The organism is Azospirillum sp. B506 (genome assembly GCF_000333595.1).
GTDB lineage: Bacteria > Pseudomonadota > Alphaproteobacteria > Azospirillales > Azospirillaceae > Azospirillum.
In genome coordinates this window covers 1-15,334 of sequence record NZ_BADK01000028.1, presented here as the reverse complement: position 1 = coordinate 15,334, position 15,334 = coordinate 1, and the positions used below count along the sequence as shown (strand labels likewise).

Below are 15,334 nucleotides of genomic sequence, written 5' to 3'. Positions count from 1 at the left end.
GAGCCGGCACGGACATCGCCGACGGCGAGATGCCCGGGCCGGCTGGTCTCCAGCGGCAGGCGGGTGACGCCACNGTCATTCCGCCCGCCGCCGGCTTCGGCGCCGGTCAGCACGAATCCCTTGCGGTCGAGCGCCACGCAGTCCTTCAGCCACTCGGTACAAGGGTCGGCGCCGATGAACAGGAACAGGTGGCCCACCGGCAGGCGGCGTTGCGCGTCGGTGGCCCGGTCCCGCAAGGTTACGGCGCCCAGCCCCCCGCCGCTGTCTCCCTCCAGCGCCGCCACCTCCGTCCCGGTGTGCAGCACCACGTTGGGCAGCGCCCTGATGCGGTCGATCAGATAGCGCGACATCGACTGCTCCAGCCCGCTGCCGCGCACGATCAGGTGAAGCGTCTCGACATGCGGGGCGAGGAAGACAACCGCCTGCCCAGCGGAATTGCCGCCGCCGAGCAGGGCGACCGTCCGGCCTGCACACAGCTTCGCTTCGATGGGAGAGGCCCAGTAAGAGGTGCCCGCCCCCTCGAACCGCTCCACTCCCGGAATGTCCGGCCGGCGGTAGCGCGCCCCGGACGCCACCACGACCGTGCGCGCCCGAACGAACGACCCGGCATGCGTTCCGCCATCGCAGCGGATGCGGAACGGGCCGCCGCCCGGAGCTTCACCGCGGCAGTCGATCTCCCCGACCTCCACCGGAATTGCGATGTCGGCACCGAATTTCTGCGCCTGATTGAAGGCCCGCCCGGCCAGCGCCTGTCCGGAGATGCCTGTCGGGAAACCCAGATAATTCTCGATGCGGGCCGATGCGCCGGCCTGCCCGCCGATGGCCCGGCTGTCGAGCACGAGGACGGACAGCCCCTCCGACGCGGCATAGACGGCGGTCGCCAGACCGGCCGGGCCGGCGCCGACCACGGCGACGTCATACAGCTTGCCGGTCTCCAACCCCGCGGTCATGCCCAGAGCGAAACCCGCCTGGGCGTTGGTGGGACGGCGCAGCGTCGTGCCGTCCGGGCAGATCATCAGCGGCAGAACGTCCTCCCGCACCGCTGCCCGCTCCACCAATGCACCGGCCTCGGCATCCTGGTCGGGGTCGAGGACGGAGCAGGGATGCCCGTTGCGCAGCAGGAAGCCCTGGAGCCGGACCACGTCCGGCGCACCCGTCCGGCCGACCAGCACCGAGCCGGCATCCGCCGATTCCAGAAGGCCGACCCGCCGCAGGATCAGCGCCCGCATCACCGTCTCGCCGATCTCCGCCGACCCGACCAGCAATGCGCGCAGATGGGCGGCGTCGCAGGGGAAGGCCGTGCATCCGTCAGGCCCTGCGGTCCCCGCCGCCAGCGAGGGACGGTCGCCGAGCTGGCTCAGTTCGCCGGTGAACTGGCCGGGGCCGACCGGTGAGATGGCCGTTTCATGCCCCAGCCCGTTGCGGTGGCTGGTCTCGATGCTGCCGTCCAGCACGAACCACGCCGGAGGGTGACGGTCGCCGACCCCGAACACCGGTTCTCCCGGTGCGAAGTGCCGCGATTGGGAACCGGCGAAGCGCCGGACGGTCTCCAGCTGTCCGGCGCTGAGCGTCGGGAACATCTGCTGCCTGCGGGCGTCGATCAGGGGCATGCGAACCTCGGTTGGGCAAGCTCGATGGACAAATCCTACAGGTCCACCCCCCTCCGGCCCATCATACAAGGGTCGAGCATCGGCCAGACCGTAGGATCGGCATGGGAAACCCAAGGCAGGACCACCATTTTCCCCATACCACCCGAATGCGGTACACATTATATACATGGCGATTTCGCTAAATAGGTATGCTATTCCCTTGTTAGGGTATATTCTTTGCTGTAGCGTGGCTGGAGCCGCCCGACGCCGCAAGAGCATGGGCTGGAAGGCTCCGGCCGGACAGCACCGGGGGTGGCGGACCGACCCAACCTCCCATTCAAGAAACACCGGGCAACAACCGATGAACTGGCTGAAATCGCTTCTCGTCGCCGGCCTTCTTCAGGTCGCCGCCGTCTCCGCCGCACATGCACAGGCCGACCTCGACCGCATCAAGGCCGATGGCGTGCTGAAGATCGGCACAGAAGGCACCTATGCCCCCTTCACCTACCATGACGCCTCCGGCGCGCTCGTCGGGTTCGATGTGGAGATCGGTCGCGAGATCGCCAAGCGCATCGGCGTCAAGGCGGAGTTCCTGGAAGGCAAGTGGGACGGGCTGATCGCCGGCCTGGACGCCCGCCGCTATGACGCCGTCATCAATCAGGTCGGCATCACCGAGGCGCGCAAGGCAAAGTACGATTTCTCCGACCCCTACATCACCAGCCGGGCCGTGCTGATCGTGAAGAGCGACAACGGCGCGATCAAGAGCTTCGCCGACCTCAAGGGCAAGAAGTCGGCGCAGTCGCTGACCAGCAACTTCGGCAGGCTGGCCGAGGCGTCCGGCGCGCAGCTGGTCGGCACCGACGGCTTCGACCAGTCGATCCAGCTGGTCCTGAACGGCCGGGCCGATGCGACGGTCAATGACAGCCTGTCCTTCCTCGACTTCAAGAAGCACAAGCCCGACGCCAATGTGAAGATCGTCGCCAGCCAGGACAGCGCCGACCAGTCGGGCATCATCGTCCGCAAGGGCGAGGCCAAGCTGGTCGCCGCGATCAACGAGGCGCTGGCCGCCATGAAGGCCGACGGCGCCTATGCGGCGATTGCGCAGAAGTATTTCGGCGCCGACGTTTCCAAGTAACCGTCCCGCTTTATATCCAAGCCTTCCACGATGCCCCCTGCCCATCCGGGCCGGGGGCATTGTTGTTCCGTCTTAAATCGTCGTTCCATCATCAAAAGAGGCACCTTCCCCGTGCTGCACTGGCTTACCCTGATGACGGACTCGCTTCCGTCGCTGCTGTGGGCGGCGCTGGTCTTCACCGTTCCGCTGACGCTGGCCTCCTTCGCCCTCGGCCTGATCGTCGGGCTGGCGGCGGCGGTGGTCCGGCTGTTCGGGCCGGCGCCGCTGGCCGCCATCGTCCGCTTCTATGTCTGGATCATCCGCGGCACGCCGCTGCTGGTGCAGCTGTTCCTGATCTTCTACGGCCTGCCCAGCGCCGGCATCGTTCTGGACGCCTTCCCGGCCGCGCTGATCGGCTTCACGCTGAATGTCGGCGCCTACACCTCCGAGATCATCCGCGCCGTCATCGGCTCGGTGCCGAAGGGCCAGTGGGAGGCCGCCTATTCCATCGGCATGAGCTGGTCGCAGGCGATGCGCCGCACCATCCTGCCGCAGGCCGCCCGCGTCGCCGTGCCGCCGCTGTCCAACAGCTTCATCTCGCTGGTCAAGGACACCTCGCTGGCCGCCGCCATCACGGTGCCGGAGCTGTTCCAGGCCGCCCAGCGCATCGTCGCCACCACCTACGAGCCGCTGATCCTCTATGTCGAGGCGGCGTTGATCTATCTCGTGCTCAGCTCCGTGCTGTCGGTGTTGCAGGTGCGCTTGGAGAAGAGACTCAACCAGTATGGCGGTTTCCTGGAGGCCAAGTCGTGATCCGGCTGACGAACATCGAAAAGCGCTTCGGCGACCTGACGGTGCTGAAGGGCGTGTCGGTCACCGTGGCGGAGGGCCGCGTCACCGCCCTGATCGGCCCGTCCGGCTGCGGCAAGAGCACGCTTCTGCGCTGCATCAACCTGCTGGAAATCCCGACATCCGGCACCGTGCGCATCGGCGAGGAGGAACTGAGCTTCCTGCCCGGCGGCAAGCCTGGCTGGAAGGACATCCAGCGGCTGCGCGGCCAGACCGGCATGGTGTTCCAGAACTTCCAGCTCTTCCCCCATCGCACCGCGGTGGAGAATGTGATGGAGGGGTTGGTGACCGTGCAGAAATGGTCGGTGGAGAAGGCGCACGACCGCGCCATGGCCCTGCTGCGCAAGGTCGGCATGGACCATAAGGCCGATGCCTGGCCGGCGACCCTGTCGGGCGGCCAGCAGCAGCGCGTCGCCATCGCCCGCGCGCTGGCCCCGTCGCCGCGTGTCCTGCTGTGCGACGAGCCGACCTCCGCCCTCGATCCGGAGCTGTCGGGCGAGGTGGTGGAAGTGCTGGGCACGCTGGCCGCCGAGGGCACCACCATGGTGATGGCCACCCACGACCTGCGCCTCGCCTCGCGCATCGCCCACGAGGTGGTGTTCCTCGACGCCGGTCAGGTGGTGGAATCCGGTCCGTCACAGACCCTGTTCACCCACCCCGCCCGCGACCGCACCCAACGCTTCATCGCCACCCTGACCCAGCAGGGACAGCAGGGCGAGGGGGTTTAACGAACACCAACGGCCATCGTCAGAAGCCGGCACCAAGCAGCATTCGACAGTGGAAGGCTGCCTGGACGGCTTCTGCAGAACAAGTTGGAAAGCATACCGTTCAACAAACACCACACTTACGAGACCGTCACCCAGAGAAGCGACAGGATCAGATGGCCCGCGGTGTTGCCACCTACTGATTCAAGGCCGGCTTATGCGTATTATACCCAAAGATACTTCACAGTTGGTCGCAGGATTATAACGGATTTTACCCCTTATTCGTCAGATCCGCCGAAAATGCCTCACCATTGCCCCAGCCGTCTTGACCATCTTGGCGCCGCAACAAAACCGCTAAGGATATGGATCGATGGCCACGACCTCTGGGAACTCGACCATCACGGTGAGCGCGAAGGGCACCCTCGACGCGCATTTCAACCTGCTGGTCGACGGCAGGAAGATCGGCGAGGGCACCACGGATGCCACGGCCAAGGACTTCGTCTTCAAGACGGACATCGCTCAGGGCCAGGGCCACAAGGTTCAGGTCCAGTACGACAATGATGGAATCGTCCACGGGACCGACCGCAACCTGATCGTCAACGACATCGCCATCAACGGCAAAACTGTCCTGCCGACCGACGACCATGTGTCCTACGACAAGGGCGCCCTGGACGGTCGCGACGTCACCGACGGTCAGGCCGGCCTGTGGTGGAACGGCACGCTGGTCGTCGATGCCGACAAGAGCTACTTCCCCACGACCGGCGTGACGCCTCCGACCATCCCGCCGGTTGCCGGAGTCCCTCCGAGCGAGCCGACGCCCTCCACGCCGACACCGTCCGTGCCCAAGCCGACCGAGCCCGGCTTCTACGTCGCCACGAACGGCAATGACAGCTGGTCTGGCAAGCTGGCCGCCCCGAATGCCGATGGCACCGACGGCCCCTTCGCCTCGCTGCAGAAGGCGCAGCAGGCCATGCGCGCCGACCCCGGCATCGACACCACCTACATCCGCGGCGGCGACTACCATCAGAATGGGTTGTGGCTGGACGGTCAGGACTCGGGCGTCACCTTCGCCAGCTACGGCAACGAGAAGGCGGTGATCCACGGCGGCTCCAATGCGACCGTGTCCTTCGGCCTCGGCGGCGCCAAGAACGTCACCATCGAGGGCCTGACCTTCGCCGACGGCGTGGTGGGCGGCCACTATGTCTTCGCCGACAATGCCGCCGGCCTGACCTTCGCCAACAATGCGGTGAAGGGTGGCGGCTATGGCATCACGGTGCAGGACAGCGCCAACAGCAAGGTGATCGGCAACCAGTTCGACAGCACCGGCGCCGAAGCGATCTTCGTCAAGGCCGGCTCCAACGCCACAATCGTGTCGGACAACCACATCACGCACCCGAACGCCGCCGACCGCGGCGACGCCGGCATCTGGATCAACGGCAGTTCCGACGTCCAGGTCACCCACAATCTGGTGGAGGATTCGCCGGAGAAGGCCATCGCCGTCGGCTCGGTCCAGACGGACGGCAGCGACGCCACCCACCGCGTCACCATCGCCAACAACAAGGTGGTCGACGCCAATCTGGAGTCCAACGACGGCGGCGGCATCTATCTGATCAACCGCCAGCAGGATCTGACCGATCACACCGTCATCAACAACGAGGTGACGGGCACCACCGCGACCAACCCGTCGGGCGACGTCGCCAGCTGGGGCATCTATCTCGACGACTGGACCAGCGGCGCGACGGTGAAGGGCAACCTCGTCCATGGCAACATCGGCGGCGTGTTCCTGCATGGCGGCGGAACAACACGGTCACCGAGAACGTCATCGCCGACAACAGCGGCGCCCAGATCGGCCTTCAGCAGCCGGTTGCCTGGAGCGGCTGGCAGGGCCACCAGATGAGCGGCAACGACATCTCCGGCAACGTCGTCGATGTCCGCGACGGCACCGCCGTCCACATCTACGGCCCTGCCACTGTCGGCAGCTTCCACAATAATTTCTACAGCAACCTGGATGCGTCCAAGGACATGTTCGACGTCTGGCCGCAGGTGATGGCCGGCGGCGGCAAAGGCGATCTGGCGGAGTGGAAGGCCGCCGGCTATGACAACGGCTCGGTGCAGTTGGACCCGGCCTTCGCCAATCCGGCGGCTCACGATTTCAGCCTGGCGTCGAACTCGCCGGTCTATGGCATGGGCTTCGACCATATCCCGACCCACGACATCGGGCTGCTTGGCTGATCGGACCCACCGGGTTGAACGACCGTCATGACGTGTGGGCCGCCCGGCGACGGACGGCCCACACGGTTCCTTCCAAGACGGGTGCGGACCTATCGATAAGGCCGTGGCGAGTCCGTGCCGTCAGATCGACAGGCTGTTGGTTGCACGCCACGCATCGTCCAGCGCCACCGTCACCGTCTCGCCGGCGCGGACCGGAACCGCGGTCGCCATCGGACTGAACACCTCGGTCGACCAGATCAGGAAGTCGTTGAACCACAGTTCCTGCACCCACATCACGGCGTTCAGCGTGCCGGCGGACTGGATGCTGAGCGAGGCGTGCTTCGGCAACCGTTCGAAGGACGCCCCGCTGTCGTAGCAAATCTCCTCCACCAGCGCCGGATCGCCCAGGAAGCGGCCGCCGCCGCGCCGATGACGGTAACCGCCGTTGGTGAATCCAGGCGACCAGTCATAATCGCCGAATGTCACCGGCCGGGACCGGTTGTAGCAGACCTCGGCACTCATCGCGTCCAACAGCGGCCCGAATTTGAGACCATAGCGGTTCTCCAGATCGGCAACGGAGCGCCGCAGATCGGCCAGCTCCGAAAAAGCGTCGATCTGCGGCCAGTCGCAGGGAATCGCCAGATAGCGGACGCGGTTCGGCACGGTCACGCAGTCCGGCTTGCCGAAGCGGCGGCGCAGGGCGCACACCGCCGCCGACCGCGGTTCATCGACGACGATGTGGTTGGTGTAGATGAAGGCGAACAGCACATCGAACAGGCCCGGCACCTGGGAGGACTCGACGGTCGCGAGGTCCGCCTCCAGAAAGCGGATGCGGTCGCCATAGCCGTTGGCCTTGGCGAGGGCACGGGCGAGATCGACATGGTCGCGGTCGACCGCGACCACCTCCGACGCCCCGGCCTCCAGCGCCAGGAAGGACAGGATCCCCATGCCGCACCCGGCGTCGAGCACCCGGTCGCCGGGCTTCACCGCCGCCCGCACCGCCTGCTTGATGCTGAAGGTGCGGTCGAGACGCAGGAGGTTCCTCAAATGCATGGCGACGGAGAAATGGACGTCGCGTACCGGCGGGTTGACCGGCGTATCGACGGAAGGGTGGCTCATTGCATCTCGCTCCAGGGGAAATGGCCGCCAGTGGAAGGGTTGGTTGCCGGCCGGATCAGATCGCGCGCAGTTGGCTGAAGAAGCTGTTGACCTGATCGTTGAGCACTGACGCCTCGTGGCGCAGCGAGTCAGAGGCGCTGTGCAGGTCGTTGGCCGCCGAACTGGTGACTTCCGCAGCCTCGGAGACGCCCGTGATGTTTGCCGACACTTCCCGCGTGCCGTCGGCGGCATGGCCGATGTTGCGGGCGATGTCCTGGGTCGTGGCGCCCTGCTGCTCCATCGCCGAGGCAATCCCGATGGAGATGGACCGCATGTCGGCAACGATCGAGCCGATCGAGGAGATCGCCGCGACGGCGCGCTGGGTCTCGTCCTGAATGCCGCCGACGTAGGTCTGGATTTCCTTGGTCGCCTGTGACGTCTGGTTGGCCAGCACCTTGACCTCGCTGGCGACCACGGCGAACCCTTGCCGGATTCCCCGGCACGGGCCGCCTCGATGGTGGCGTTCAGCGCCAGCAGGTTGGTCTGGTTGGCGATTTCCTGGATGACCTGGACGATGGCGCCGATCCGCATGGCCGCCTCGGCAAGCCCCTTCATGGTGACGTTGGTCTGTTCGGCTTCCTGCACGGCGCGTTCGGCGACGTCGGTCGAGCGGGCGACTTGATGGTTGACCTCGCTGACCGCCGCCGACAGCTCCTCGGCCGCGCTGGCGATGGTCTGCACATTGCCGGTGGTGTCGTCGGCGGCATGGTTCACCGTCGCGATCATGCTGCGGCTCTGCTTGGCCATCACCGCGAGGTTGCCGGCGTGAGAGCGGACCTGCTCGGCCGCGGCAACCACCGCCGTGACCACTTCCGACGTCCGGCGCTGGAAATCGGCCAGGGACCGCTCGATGGCCTCCTGCCGGCGCTCCTTGGCGGCGTGCTCGATTTCCTGCTCGGCCACCAGCTGGTCGGCCTTGCGGCGGTTGTTCTTGAAGACCTCCATGGCACGGGCGAGCATGCCGACCTCGTGCCTGTCGTCGATGTGCGGGATGTCGACCGACAGATCGCCGTTGGCAAGCGCGCCCATGCGCTCGGCCATGGTCGATACCGGGCGGCTGATGCTGCGGGCCAGCATATAGGCGAAGCCACCGCCGGCCGCGATCACGACCGCCGCGATCCCGATGTAGATCACCAGAATGCGGTTGTAGATCGCATCGACATCGTCCAGGTAAAGGCCGGTGCCGATCGACCACTGCCACGGCTCGAAGCCGGCGGCATAGGCGATCTTGTCCACCGGCTCGCTCTGGCCGGGGCGGGGAAAGCGGAAGCTGTAGAAGTCGCCGCCGCGCTGCGCCGCCTCGATCTGCAGGCGCACCGTCGGCACCCCGTCCACCGTCTTGAAATCGAGGCGGTTCTTGCCTTCGAAGGCGGGGTTGACATGAACCATGGTGACGCCGTCGAACCGTGTGGCGAAGAAGTAATCGCCCGCTCCGAAGCGCAGCGGACGCAGCTGGTCGCGAGCCGCCTGCTGGGCCTGTTCGCGGGTGAGCTGTCCTGATTTTTCCTTTTCGTACCAGCCTTCGACCATGCCGCGCACCACGCCGACCGTCTGCCGGAGCTGCTCCTTGCGGTCCTCCAGCAGGCTGTCCCTCAGGACGCTCAGGCTGAACCCGGTGATGACGGCCAGCGCGACCAGAAGAAGAGGAATGAAAAGCATAAGGCGATGGGAAATGCGCAAATTCTTGAGCATGGAATCTTCTCTTCTCTTGCGGCCGGAAACGACCTCCGATGTCCCCATCCGGGTCCGGATCCTGGCCGCGCGTCAGGATGGAAGGTCTGAATGCAGCGTTCAGGAAGCGGCGATCGGCGATGCGGCCGGCCGGAGCTGGGCGGCGAGCATCGCGGGGTCGGGCAACCGCGTGAGAGGCGGGCCAAGCTGGTCCAGCGAGATCCCGAGCTCCCGGGCACAGGCTTCCGCGCAGCTCCGGTAGAGGTCGGGAATGCCCATGCGATCGAGCAGGGCCAGATCGTCGTCGCTGACGGAGCCGGGGTCCCGGTCGAGATAGCGGTAACTGCTGCCGGCACGATGAACCCCCGGCACGAAGTAGACGTCGGGTTCCTTGGTGAAAATCAGACTCGACCGGTCGGAGGTGAACTCCTCCACACCATTCCAATCGGTCACGGCCCCGGCGAAGAAGCGGTCCGACAGGCCGAGGCGGCGGAAGAGAGCGGCCGCGGCCTTCTCCGGCTGGCGGCTGGCCTCATGGACATAATGGGTCGTCCGCACGCCCTCCCGGGCAGCATAGGCTTCGACACGGGCAGCATTGAGGGACGCGATGACGAAATGCTTCAGCAGCCGGCTGCGCGGCACCCGGTCGCTCCATTTGGCGAACCATGACGCCAGCGACAGAGCCGGTTCGCGGTCGAGCAGGATCAGATGCAGGCGGTCGGCTGGATAACCGGCCTCGATCAGGATCTGTAACGGGATGAACAGGCACTCGGCCATCAGGTAAGGGCCGGCGACCTCCTTGCTGAACAGACATGGCTGTTCCCGGGACGATGGCGGAACCCAAGGCGTCTGTGGACAACCAGTGAGAAAATTGCGCATGGCCGCCTTGACCGGTTGGAAGTAGGCGGGCAGCCCGGCAACCCCGAACAGGTTGGCGAGCGCAGTCGAGCCAACACGGCAACGCCCCCAACCATAATACAGCGTCGGGAATTGGTCCGGTGGAATGCGGCGAAAGCCCTCTCCAAGCGATTGGGCGATGCTGTTTGTCATTCTGTCGAGGCGGAACCGCTGTAGCTGATACTTCCCATCCGGCTCTAGCCAGGACGTGGAAATAGACGGATCGTCCCTCTTCATAAGTTCCGAAAGACGGTTCAGATCACCAAAACGTGTCGTAAGGATGCTCATGGCAGCCTCTCCTCAACGTTGGAACGCCGTTATCGCGCCGTCACGGCAATCACTTCGACCGTAATGAATTTTATCCTATGGAATATATTATTGTGTGCTACATATCGAATTTCATTCTATGTGTATATACAATAGAATGATTTATTTGATTTGTGACACGCTCAACACTGATTGATTCTCATTAAGAATCAGTTATCAAGAAAAGGTTCTCACACAAACACTGCATTTGTTATTTATTAATTCATCCATCTATATGACAACTCAGGCGCATAGCCATGTATTCATGCATGGTTCTTTTAGCCTCTTAAGGCATTATAATTGTTGGATAAGCATGCATTCCGGATAATCCGCGCCCAGGTTGCAAGGACGCTCTTGCTGCGAAGGGACGCAACAGTCGCCTTTAGCCTGCCGAAACCTTCAAGCATGACTGATATGCAAATAATGCATTCCTGCGACCCCGGATCGGACAGGAAAGCCTTTCTGACCAGGGGGCGGCTCAGCGGTTTGGCGCGATGGCTTCTTCGACGATGCGGGGCACAAATAGCCGCCCATTCGGCGGCGTCATGAGACAGCGCGTGACGGCTTCGATGCCGCCCCGTCACCGCCCATCCGGATCAGGCCCGGTCCTTCACCGCACCGATCAGGAACTCCCTGTTGCCTTCCGGCCCGGTGATCGGGCTTTCGGTGATGTCCAGCACCCGCCAGCCCGGCAGCGCATCGAGCCACGCGCGGATGCGGTCGCAAACCTCCTGATGCAGTTCGGGCTCGCGCACCACGCCGCCCTTGCCGACACGGCCCTTGCCGACCTCGAATTGCGGCTTGATCAGGGCGACCAACCGCCCGCCCTGCACCACCAGGGCCAGCGCCGCCGGCAGCACGATCTCCAGCCCGATGAAGCTGGCGTCACAGACCACGAGGTCGATGGGGTCCGGGATCTCGGCGGCGGTCAGGTGGCGGGCGTTGGTCTTTTCCAAAACCACCACGCGCGGATCGTTGCGCAGCTTCCAGGCCAGCTGGCCATGACCGACATCGACGGCATAGACCTTGGCGGCCCCACGGGTCAGCAGCACATCGGTGAAGCCGCCGGTCGAAGCGCCGACATCGACCGCGGTCAGACCGGCGGGGTCGATGGCGAAGACATCCAGCCCCTTCACCAGCTTCAACCCACCACGCGACACCCAGGGATGGTCCTGCCCCTTGACCGCCAGCGGAGCCTCCGCCGCAAGCAGGTCGCCGGCCTTGTCGATACGCCTGGTGTCGGAATAGACCAGCCCGGCCAGGATCAACGCCTGCGCCTTGGCACGGCTTTCAGCCAGCCCGCGCTCCACCAGCGCCACGTCAACCCTTATCCGTGCCATGCCCCTGCCCTTCGCTTTCCCGCAATGGCGCATTCCTGACGCGGAATGGCAGGAAGGGCAAGTGCCGGTTGCCCGGCCGGGAGGGTCCGGGGTGGGACCGGCAAGCCGTCAGGCCGGCGGGAACTCCACCGTCACGCGGGTGCCGTATGGGCTGCTGTCCACGGTCAGCTTGCCGCGCAGCTGGCCGACGAACGCCCGCACCACCTTCAGCCCCAGAGACGTCGCGCGGGCCAAGTCCATGCCGGGCGGCAAGCCGGTGCCGCCGTCGACGACCTCCAGGCGTCCGCCGCCATCCGAACCACGGTTGAGACGAACGTCGATGGTGCCGTGCGCCCCGGGGGGAAAGGCATGGCGCGCGGCATTCCCGACCAGTTCGCTGACGATCAGGCTGAAGGGGATGACGCTGTCCATCGGCATCTCCATCGCATCGGCCGTAACCTGGATACGATGAGCGCCCGGCAGGATCGCCTCCAGTTCCTGGCACAGCTCGCTCAGATGGATCGCTATGTCGACGGTACCGGCGCGCAGGACGCCGTGCGTCCGCTGATGGGCCTGGGTTACGATGCCGACACGACCGCCGGCGCTCTGCAGGGCCCGCCGGACCTCGGGGTCCTTGCTCGACAGGGTCTGCAGCGTCAGGAGGCTGGAGACCAGCTGCAGCGTGTTCTTCAGGCGATGGCTGACGTCGCGCAGGCGACGGTCATGGTCGGCCATCGACTCCGGCGTTTCCTCCGCCGTCACGATCAGCGCGCGGATGACGCCGTTGACGCCTAGCATCGGGGTGACGCGCAAATCCCAGAACCGCTCCCCGTCGGTCGAGCCATCGCCGGCCGCCCGGTTGCGCTGCGGCTGACCGGTGCGACGGGCCTCGGCCAGCAGGGACAGCGACAGCGCCGGGAAACGCTCGGTCAGCCCGGCCCCCGCGACCGCGCCCAGCGCACGGAAGGCAGCGTTGGCGAAGGTGCAGCGGTCGTCCTCCCCCTCGATCAGCGCGGTGGGGGTCGGCATCTGATCCAACAGGCAGCGCAACATTGCCGGATCGTCGATGCCCCCGAGATCGGCGCCAGCAACATCGGAATCAGCCCGATCCGCTCCCGGTTCGGTACCGAACTCCGCGTTGCGGAATGCCGTGACTGCCATGATGTGCGCCATCGTCCCTGACCCCGTCGCCATCCCCCCGCCGCTGGCCCTTCCCTCCGTTACCGGCGGGCTACCATTTCAGCTTGGACACAGTGTAAGGCGTGGCTCGCGCTCCGCACCAGTCGAACAACCTGAAACCTTGCTAGACAAATGGCATTACGACGTTCGGAAGGCGTAATCCGGTCGACGGTCACGCCCGGGCCGCGGCACTCTCGATTCCCAGCGCCTGGAGCGCCGTATGGACGATATGTTGAGCGGTCAGGCCTGCCGTCTCATATTGCTTGGCCGGCGAGTCATGATCGAGATAGGCATCCGGCAGTACCATCGGCCGGATCTTCAGCCCGCCGTCCAACAGCCCGGCGGTCGCCAGATACTGCAGCACGAAGCTGCCGAAGCCACCGACCGACCCTTCCTCGATGGTGATCAGCACCTCATGCTCCAGCGCCAGACGGCGGACCAGCTCCTCGTCCAGCGGCTTGGCGAAGCGGGCGTCGGCCAGCGTCGTCGACAGGCCGCACGCCGCCAGCTCGGTTGCCGCCCGCCGGGCCTCGCCCAGCCGGGTGCCATAGCTGAGAAGGGCGATCTTGGTGCCTTCCTGCAGGATGCGGCCCTTGCCGAGCGGCAGAATGCTGCCGCGGTCGGGCAGTTCCAACCCCACCCCCTCGCCGCGCGGATAGCGCAAGGCCGAGGCGCGGTCGTCGATGGCGGCCTGGGTCGCCACCATGTGCATCAGTTCCAGCTCGTCCGCCGCCGCCATCAGCACGATGTCGGGCAGGCAGCCGAGATAGGCGGTGTCGAAGGAGCCGGCATGGGTCGCCCCGTCCGCTCCCACCAGACCGGCCCGGTCGAGCGCGAAGCGCACCGGCAGATGCTGCAACACCACGTCATGGATGACCTGATCGTAGGCGCGCTGCAGGAAAGTGGAATAGATGGCGCAGAACGGCTTGAACCCCTCCGTCGCCATGCCGGCGGCGAAGGTCACCGCATGCTGCTCGGCGATGCCGACATCGAAGCAGCGGTCTGGGAAACGCTCCCCGAACAGGTCCAGCCCGGTGCCCGACGGCATGGCGGCGGTGATGCCGACGACGGTCGGGTCGGCCGCCGCCTCGGCGATCAGGCTCTGGGCGAAAACGCGGGTGTAGGTCGGCGCGTTCGACTTCGGCTTGGATTGGGTGCCGGTCACCACGTCGAACTTGGCGACGGCGTGCAGCTTGTCGGCCGATTCCTCCGCCGGGCCGTAACCCTTGCCCTTCTTGGTGACGACATGGATCAGCACCGGCTTGTCGTCGTCGGCGTCGCGGACATTCTGCAACACCGGCAGCAGATGGTCCAGGTTGTGCCCGTCGATGGGACCGATGTAGTAGAAGCCCAGCTCCTCGAACAGGGTGCCGCCGGTGACCATGCCGCGGGCATATTCCTCCGCCCGGCGGGCGGCGTTGCGCAGCGGGCGCGGCAGGTGTTCCGCCACCTGGCGCCCCAGGTTGCGCAGGTGCCGGTACTGGCTGCTGCTGACCAACCGGGCCAGGTAGCCCGACACGGCACCCACCGGCGGCGCGATCGACATGTCGTTGTCGTTCAGGATCACCACCAGGCGCGAGCCCAGCGCACCGGCGTTGTTCATCGCCTCATACGCCATGCCGGCGGAGATCGACCCGTCGCCGATCACGGCGATGACGTGGTTGTTCCCGCCCGCGAGGTCACGGGCCACCGCCATGCCCAGGCCCGCCGAGATGGAGGTGGAGCTGTGCGCCGCGCCGAACGGATCGTACTCGCTCTCCGACCGCCGGGTGAAGCCAGACAGGCCACCACCCGTGCGCAGCGTGCGGATGCGGTCCCGGCGCCCCGTCAGGATCTTGTGCGGATAGGCCTGATGGCCAACGTCCCAGATGATGCGGTCCGCCGGCGTGTCGAACACGTAGTGCAGCGCCACCGTCAGTTCCACAACGCCCAAGCCGGCACCCAGATGCCCACCCGTCACTGACACCGCGTCGATTGTCTCGGAACGCAGTTCATCCGCCACCTGCCGCAGCTGCGAGGGATCCAGCGCGCGCAAGCGGTCAGGCGTCGGACACTGGTCCAACAACGGGGTCTTCGTCGCCATTCATCGGCTCCCAATCAAACTCTTTTCTTAAGACCGCCGATCCACAACGAAGCGCGCCACCGCCTGCAACATGGTCGCCCGACCCTCGAAAATCTCCAGATGCCGCGTGGCCTGGTCGGCCAGCCGGCCGGCTTGGTCACGGGCCCGTTCCAGGCCCAGGATGGACACGAAGGTCGCCTTGCCCGCCGGCTTGTCGCGGCCCACGGACTTGCCGGTCTCGGCCTCCGTCCCCTCCACGTCCAGCAGGTCGTCGG

11 protein-coding genes and 2 pseudogenes are annotated in these 15,334 nt (G+C 65.7%); 5 read left to right on the top strand and 8 right to left on the bottom strand.

Translation table 11 applies throughout. From position 1 onward, the window contains the following. Window positions 1-1,610 (bottom strand): FAD-dependent oxidoreductase (locus I71_RS01030; protein WP_042688903.1); only part of this gene is annotated, 1,610 nt, incomplete at its 3' end. Window positions 1,611-1,950: 340 nt separating this feature from the next. Here I71_RS01030 and I71_RS01025 point away from each other — a divergent pair. The 5 genes from I71_RS01025 (at window position 1,951) to I71_RS39285 (ending at window position 6,488) form a co-directional block, all read left to right on the top strand. Continuing rightward, window positions 1,951-2,724 (top strand): amino acid ABC transporter substrate-binding protein, encoded by a 774-nt coding sequence (locus I71_RS01025; RefSeq protein ID WP_042688897.1) that lies wholly within the window; start codon window positions 1,951-1,953, stop codon window positions 2,722-2,724. A 132-nt stretch (window positions 2,725-2,856) separates the two neighbouring features. After that, entirely contained in the window at window positions 2,857-3,516 is a 660-nt protein-coding gene (locus I71_RS01020) for an amino acid ABC transporter permease (protein ID WP_244433535.1), read from the top strand. Next, window positions 3,513-4,280, top strand: coding sequence for an amino acid ABC transporter ATP-binding protein (locus I71_RS01015; protein WP_042688891.1), 768 nt, complete (start codon window positions 3,513-3,515; stop codon window positions 4,278-4,280). The genes I71_RS01020 and I71_RS01015 overlap by 4 nt, the downstream gene beginning before the upstream one ends. Before the next feature lie 346 nt (window positions 4,281-4,626). Then, window positions 4,627-6,153 carry a right-handed parallel beta-helix repeat-containing protein gene (locus I71_RS01010; protein ID WP_244433534.1) on the top strand — a complete coding sequence of 509 codons (1,527 nt, stop codon included), beginning with the start codon at window positions 4,627-4,629 and terminating at the stop codon, window positions 6,151-6,153. Continuing rightward, window positions 6,150-6,488, top strand: coding sequence for a DUF5123 domain-containing protein (locus tag I71_RS39285; protein ID WP_244433533.1), 339 nt, complete (start codon window positions 6,150-6,152; stop codon window positions 6,486-6,488). Before I71_RS01010 ends, I71_RS39285 begins: the two co-directional genes overlap by 4 nt. A 120-nt stretch (window positions 6,489-6,608) precedes the next feature. Here the strand turns inward: I71_RS39285 and I71_RS01005 are convergent. From I71_RS01005 to I71_RS00975, 7 genes and pseudogenes are all read right to left on the bottom strand, one after another. Further along, a pseudogene (locus I71_RS01005) lies at window positions 6,609-7,457 on the bottom strand (methyltransferase domain-containing protein); the annotation flags it as partial. A 184-nt stretch (window positions 7,458-7,641) separates the two neighbouring features. Beyond that, window positions 7,642-9,284, bottom strand: a pseudogene (locus tag I71_RS01000) (methyl-accepting chemotaxis protein). 132 nt (window positions 9,285-9,416) lie between these two features. Beyond that, window positions 9,417-10,481, bottom strand: a complete 1,065-nt coding sequence (locus I71_RS00995) for a sulfotransferase family protein (RefSeq protein WP_199902076.1) — start codon at window positions 10,479-10,481, stop codon at window positions 9,417-9,419. 614 nt (window positions 10,482-11,095) lie between these two features. After that, complete coding sequence (locus I71_RS00990; RefSeq protein ID WP_042688885.1) at window positions 11,096-11,839, bottom strand: TlyA family RNA methyltransferase; 744 nt, start codon at window positions 11,837-11,839, stop codon at window positions 11,096-11,098. 108 nt (window positions 11,840-11,947) lie between these two features. Further along, window positions 11,948-12,979 carry a sensor histidine kinase gene (locus tag I71_RS00985; RefSeq protein WP_244433532.1) on the bottom strand — a complete coding sequence of 344 codons (1,032 nt, stop codon included), beginning with the start codon at window positions 12,977-12,979 and terminating at the stop codon, window positions 11,948-11,950. A 190-nt stretch (window positions 12,980-13,169) separates the two neighbouring features. After that, on the bottom strand, window positions 13,170-15,080 hold the full coding sequence (dxs, locus tag I71_RS00980) for a 1-deoxy-D-xylulose-5-phosphate synthase (protein ID WP_042688879.1): 1,911 nt from the start codon (window positions 15,078-15,080) through the stop codon (window positions 13,170-13,172). Window positions 15,081-15,107: 27 nt separating this feature from the next. Next, on the bottom strand, window positions 15,108-15,334 hold a 227-nt coding region (locus tag I71_RS00975), incomplete at its 5' end, for a polyprenyl synthetase family protein (protein ID WP_042688876.1).

Coding starts and splice junctions, on each gene's coding strand:
- I71_RS01025 (WP_042688897.1), top strand. CDS start 1,951: ATGAACTGGCTGAAATCGCTTCTCGTCGCCGGCCTTCTTCAGGTCGCC.
- I71_RS01020 (WP_244433535.1), top strand. CDS start 2,857: ATGACGGACTCGCTTCCGTCGCTGCTGTGGGCGGCGCTGGTCTTCACC.
- I71_RS01010 (WP_244433534.1), top strand. CDS start 4,627: ATGGCCACGACCTCTGGGAACTCGACCATCACGGTGAGCGCGAAGGGC.
- I71_RS39285 (WP_244433533.1), top strand. CDS start 6,150: ATGAGCGGCAACGACATCTCCGGCAACGTCGTCGATGTCCGCGACGGC.
- I71_RS00995 (WP_199902076.1), bottom strand. CDS start 10,481: ATGAGCATCCTTACGACACGTTTTGGTGATCTGAACCGTCTTTCGGAA.
- I71_RS00990 (WP_042688885.1), bottom strand. CDS start 11,839: ATGGCACGGATAAGGGTTGACGTGGCGCTGGTGGAGCGCGGGCTGGCT.
- I71_RS00985 (WP_244433532.1), bottom strand. CDS start 12,979: ATGGCAGTCACGGCATTCCGCAACGCGGAGTTCGGTACCGAACCGGGA.
- dxs (WP_042688879.1), bottom strand. CDS start 15,080: ATGGCGACGAAGACCCCGTTGTTGGACCAGTGTCCGACGCCTGACCGC.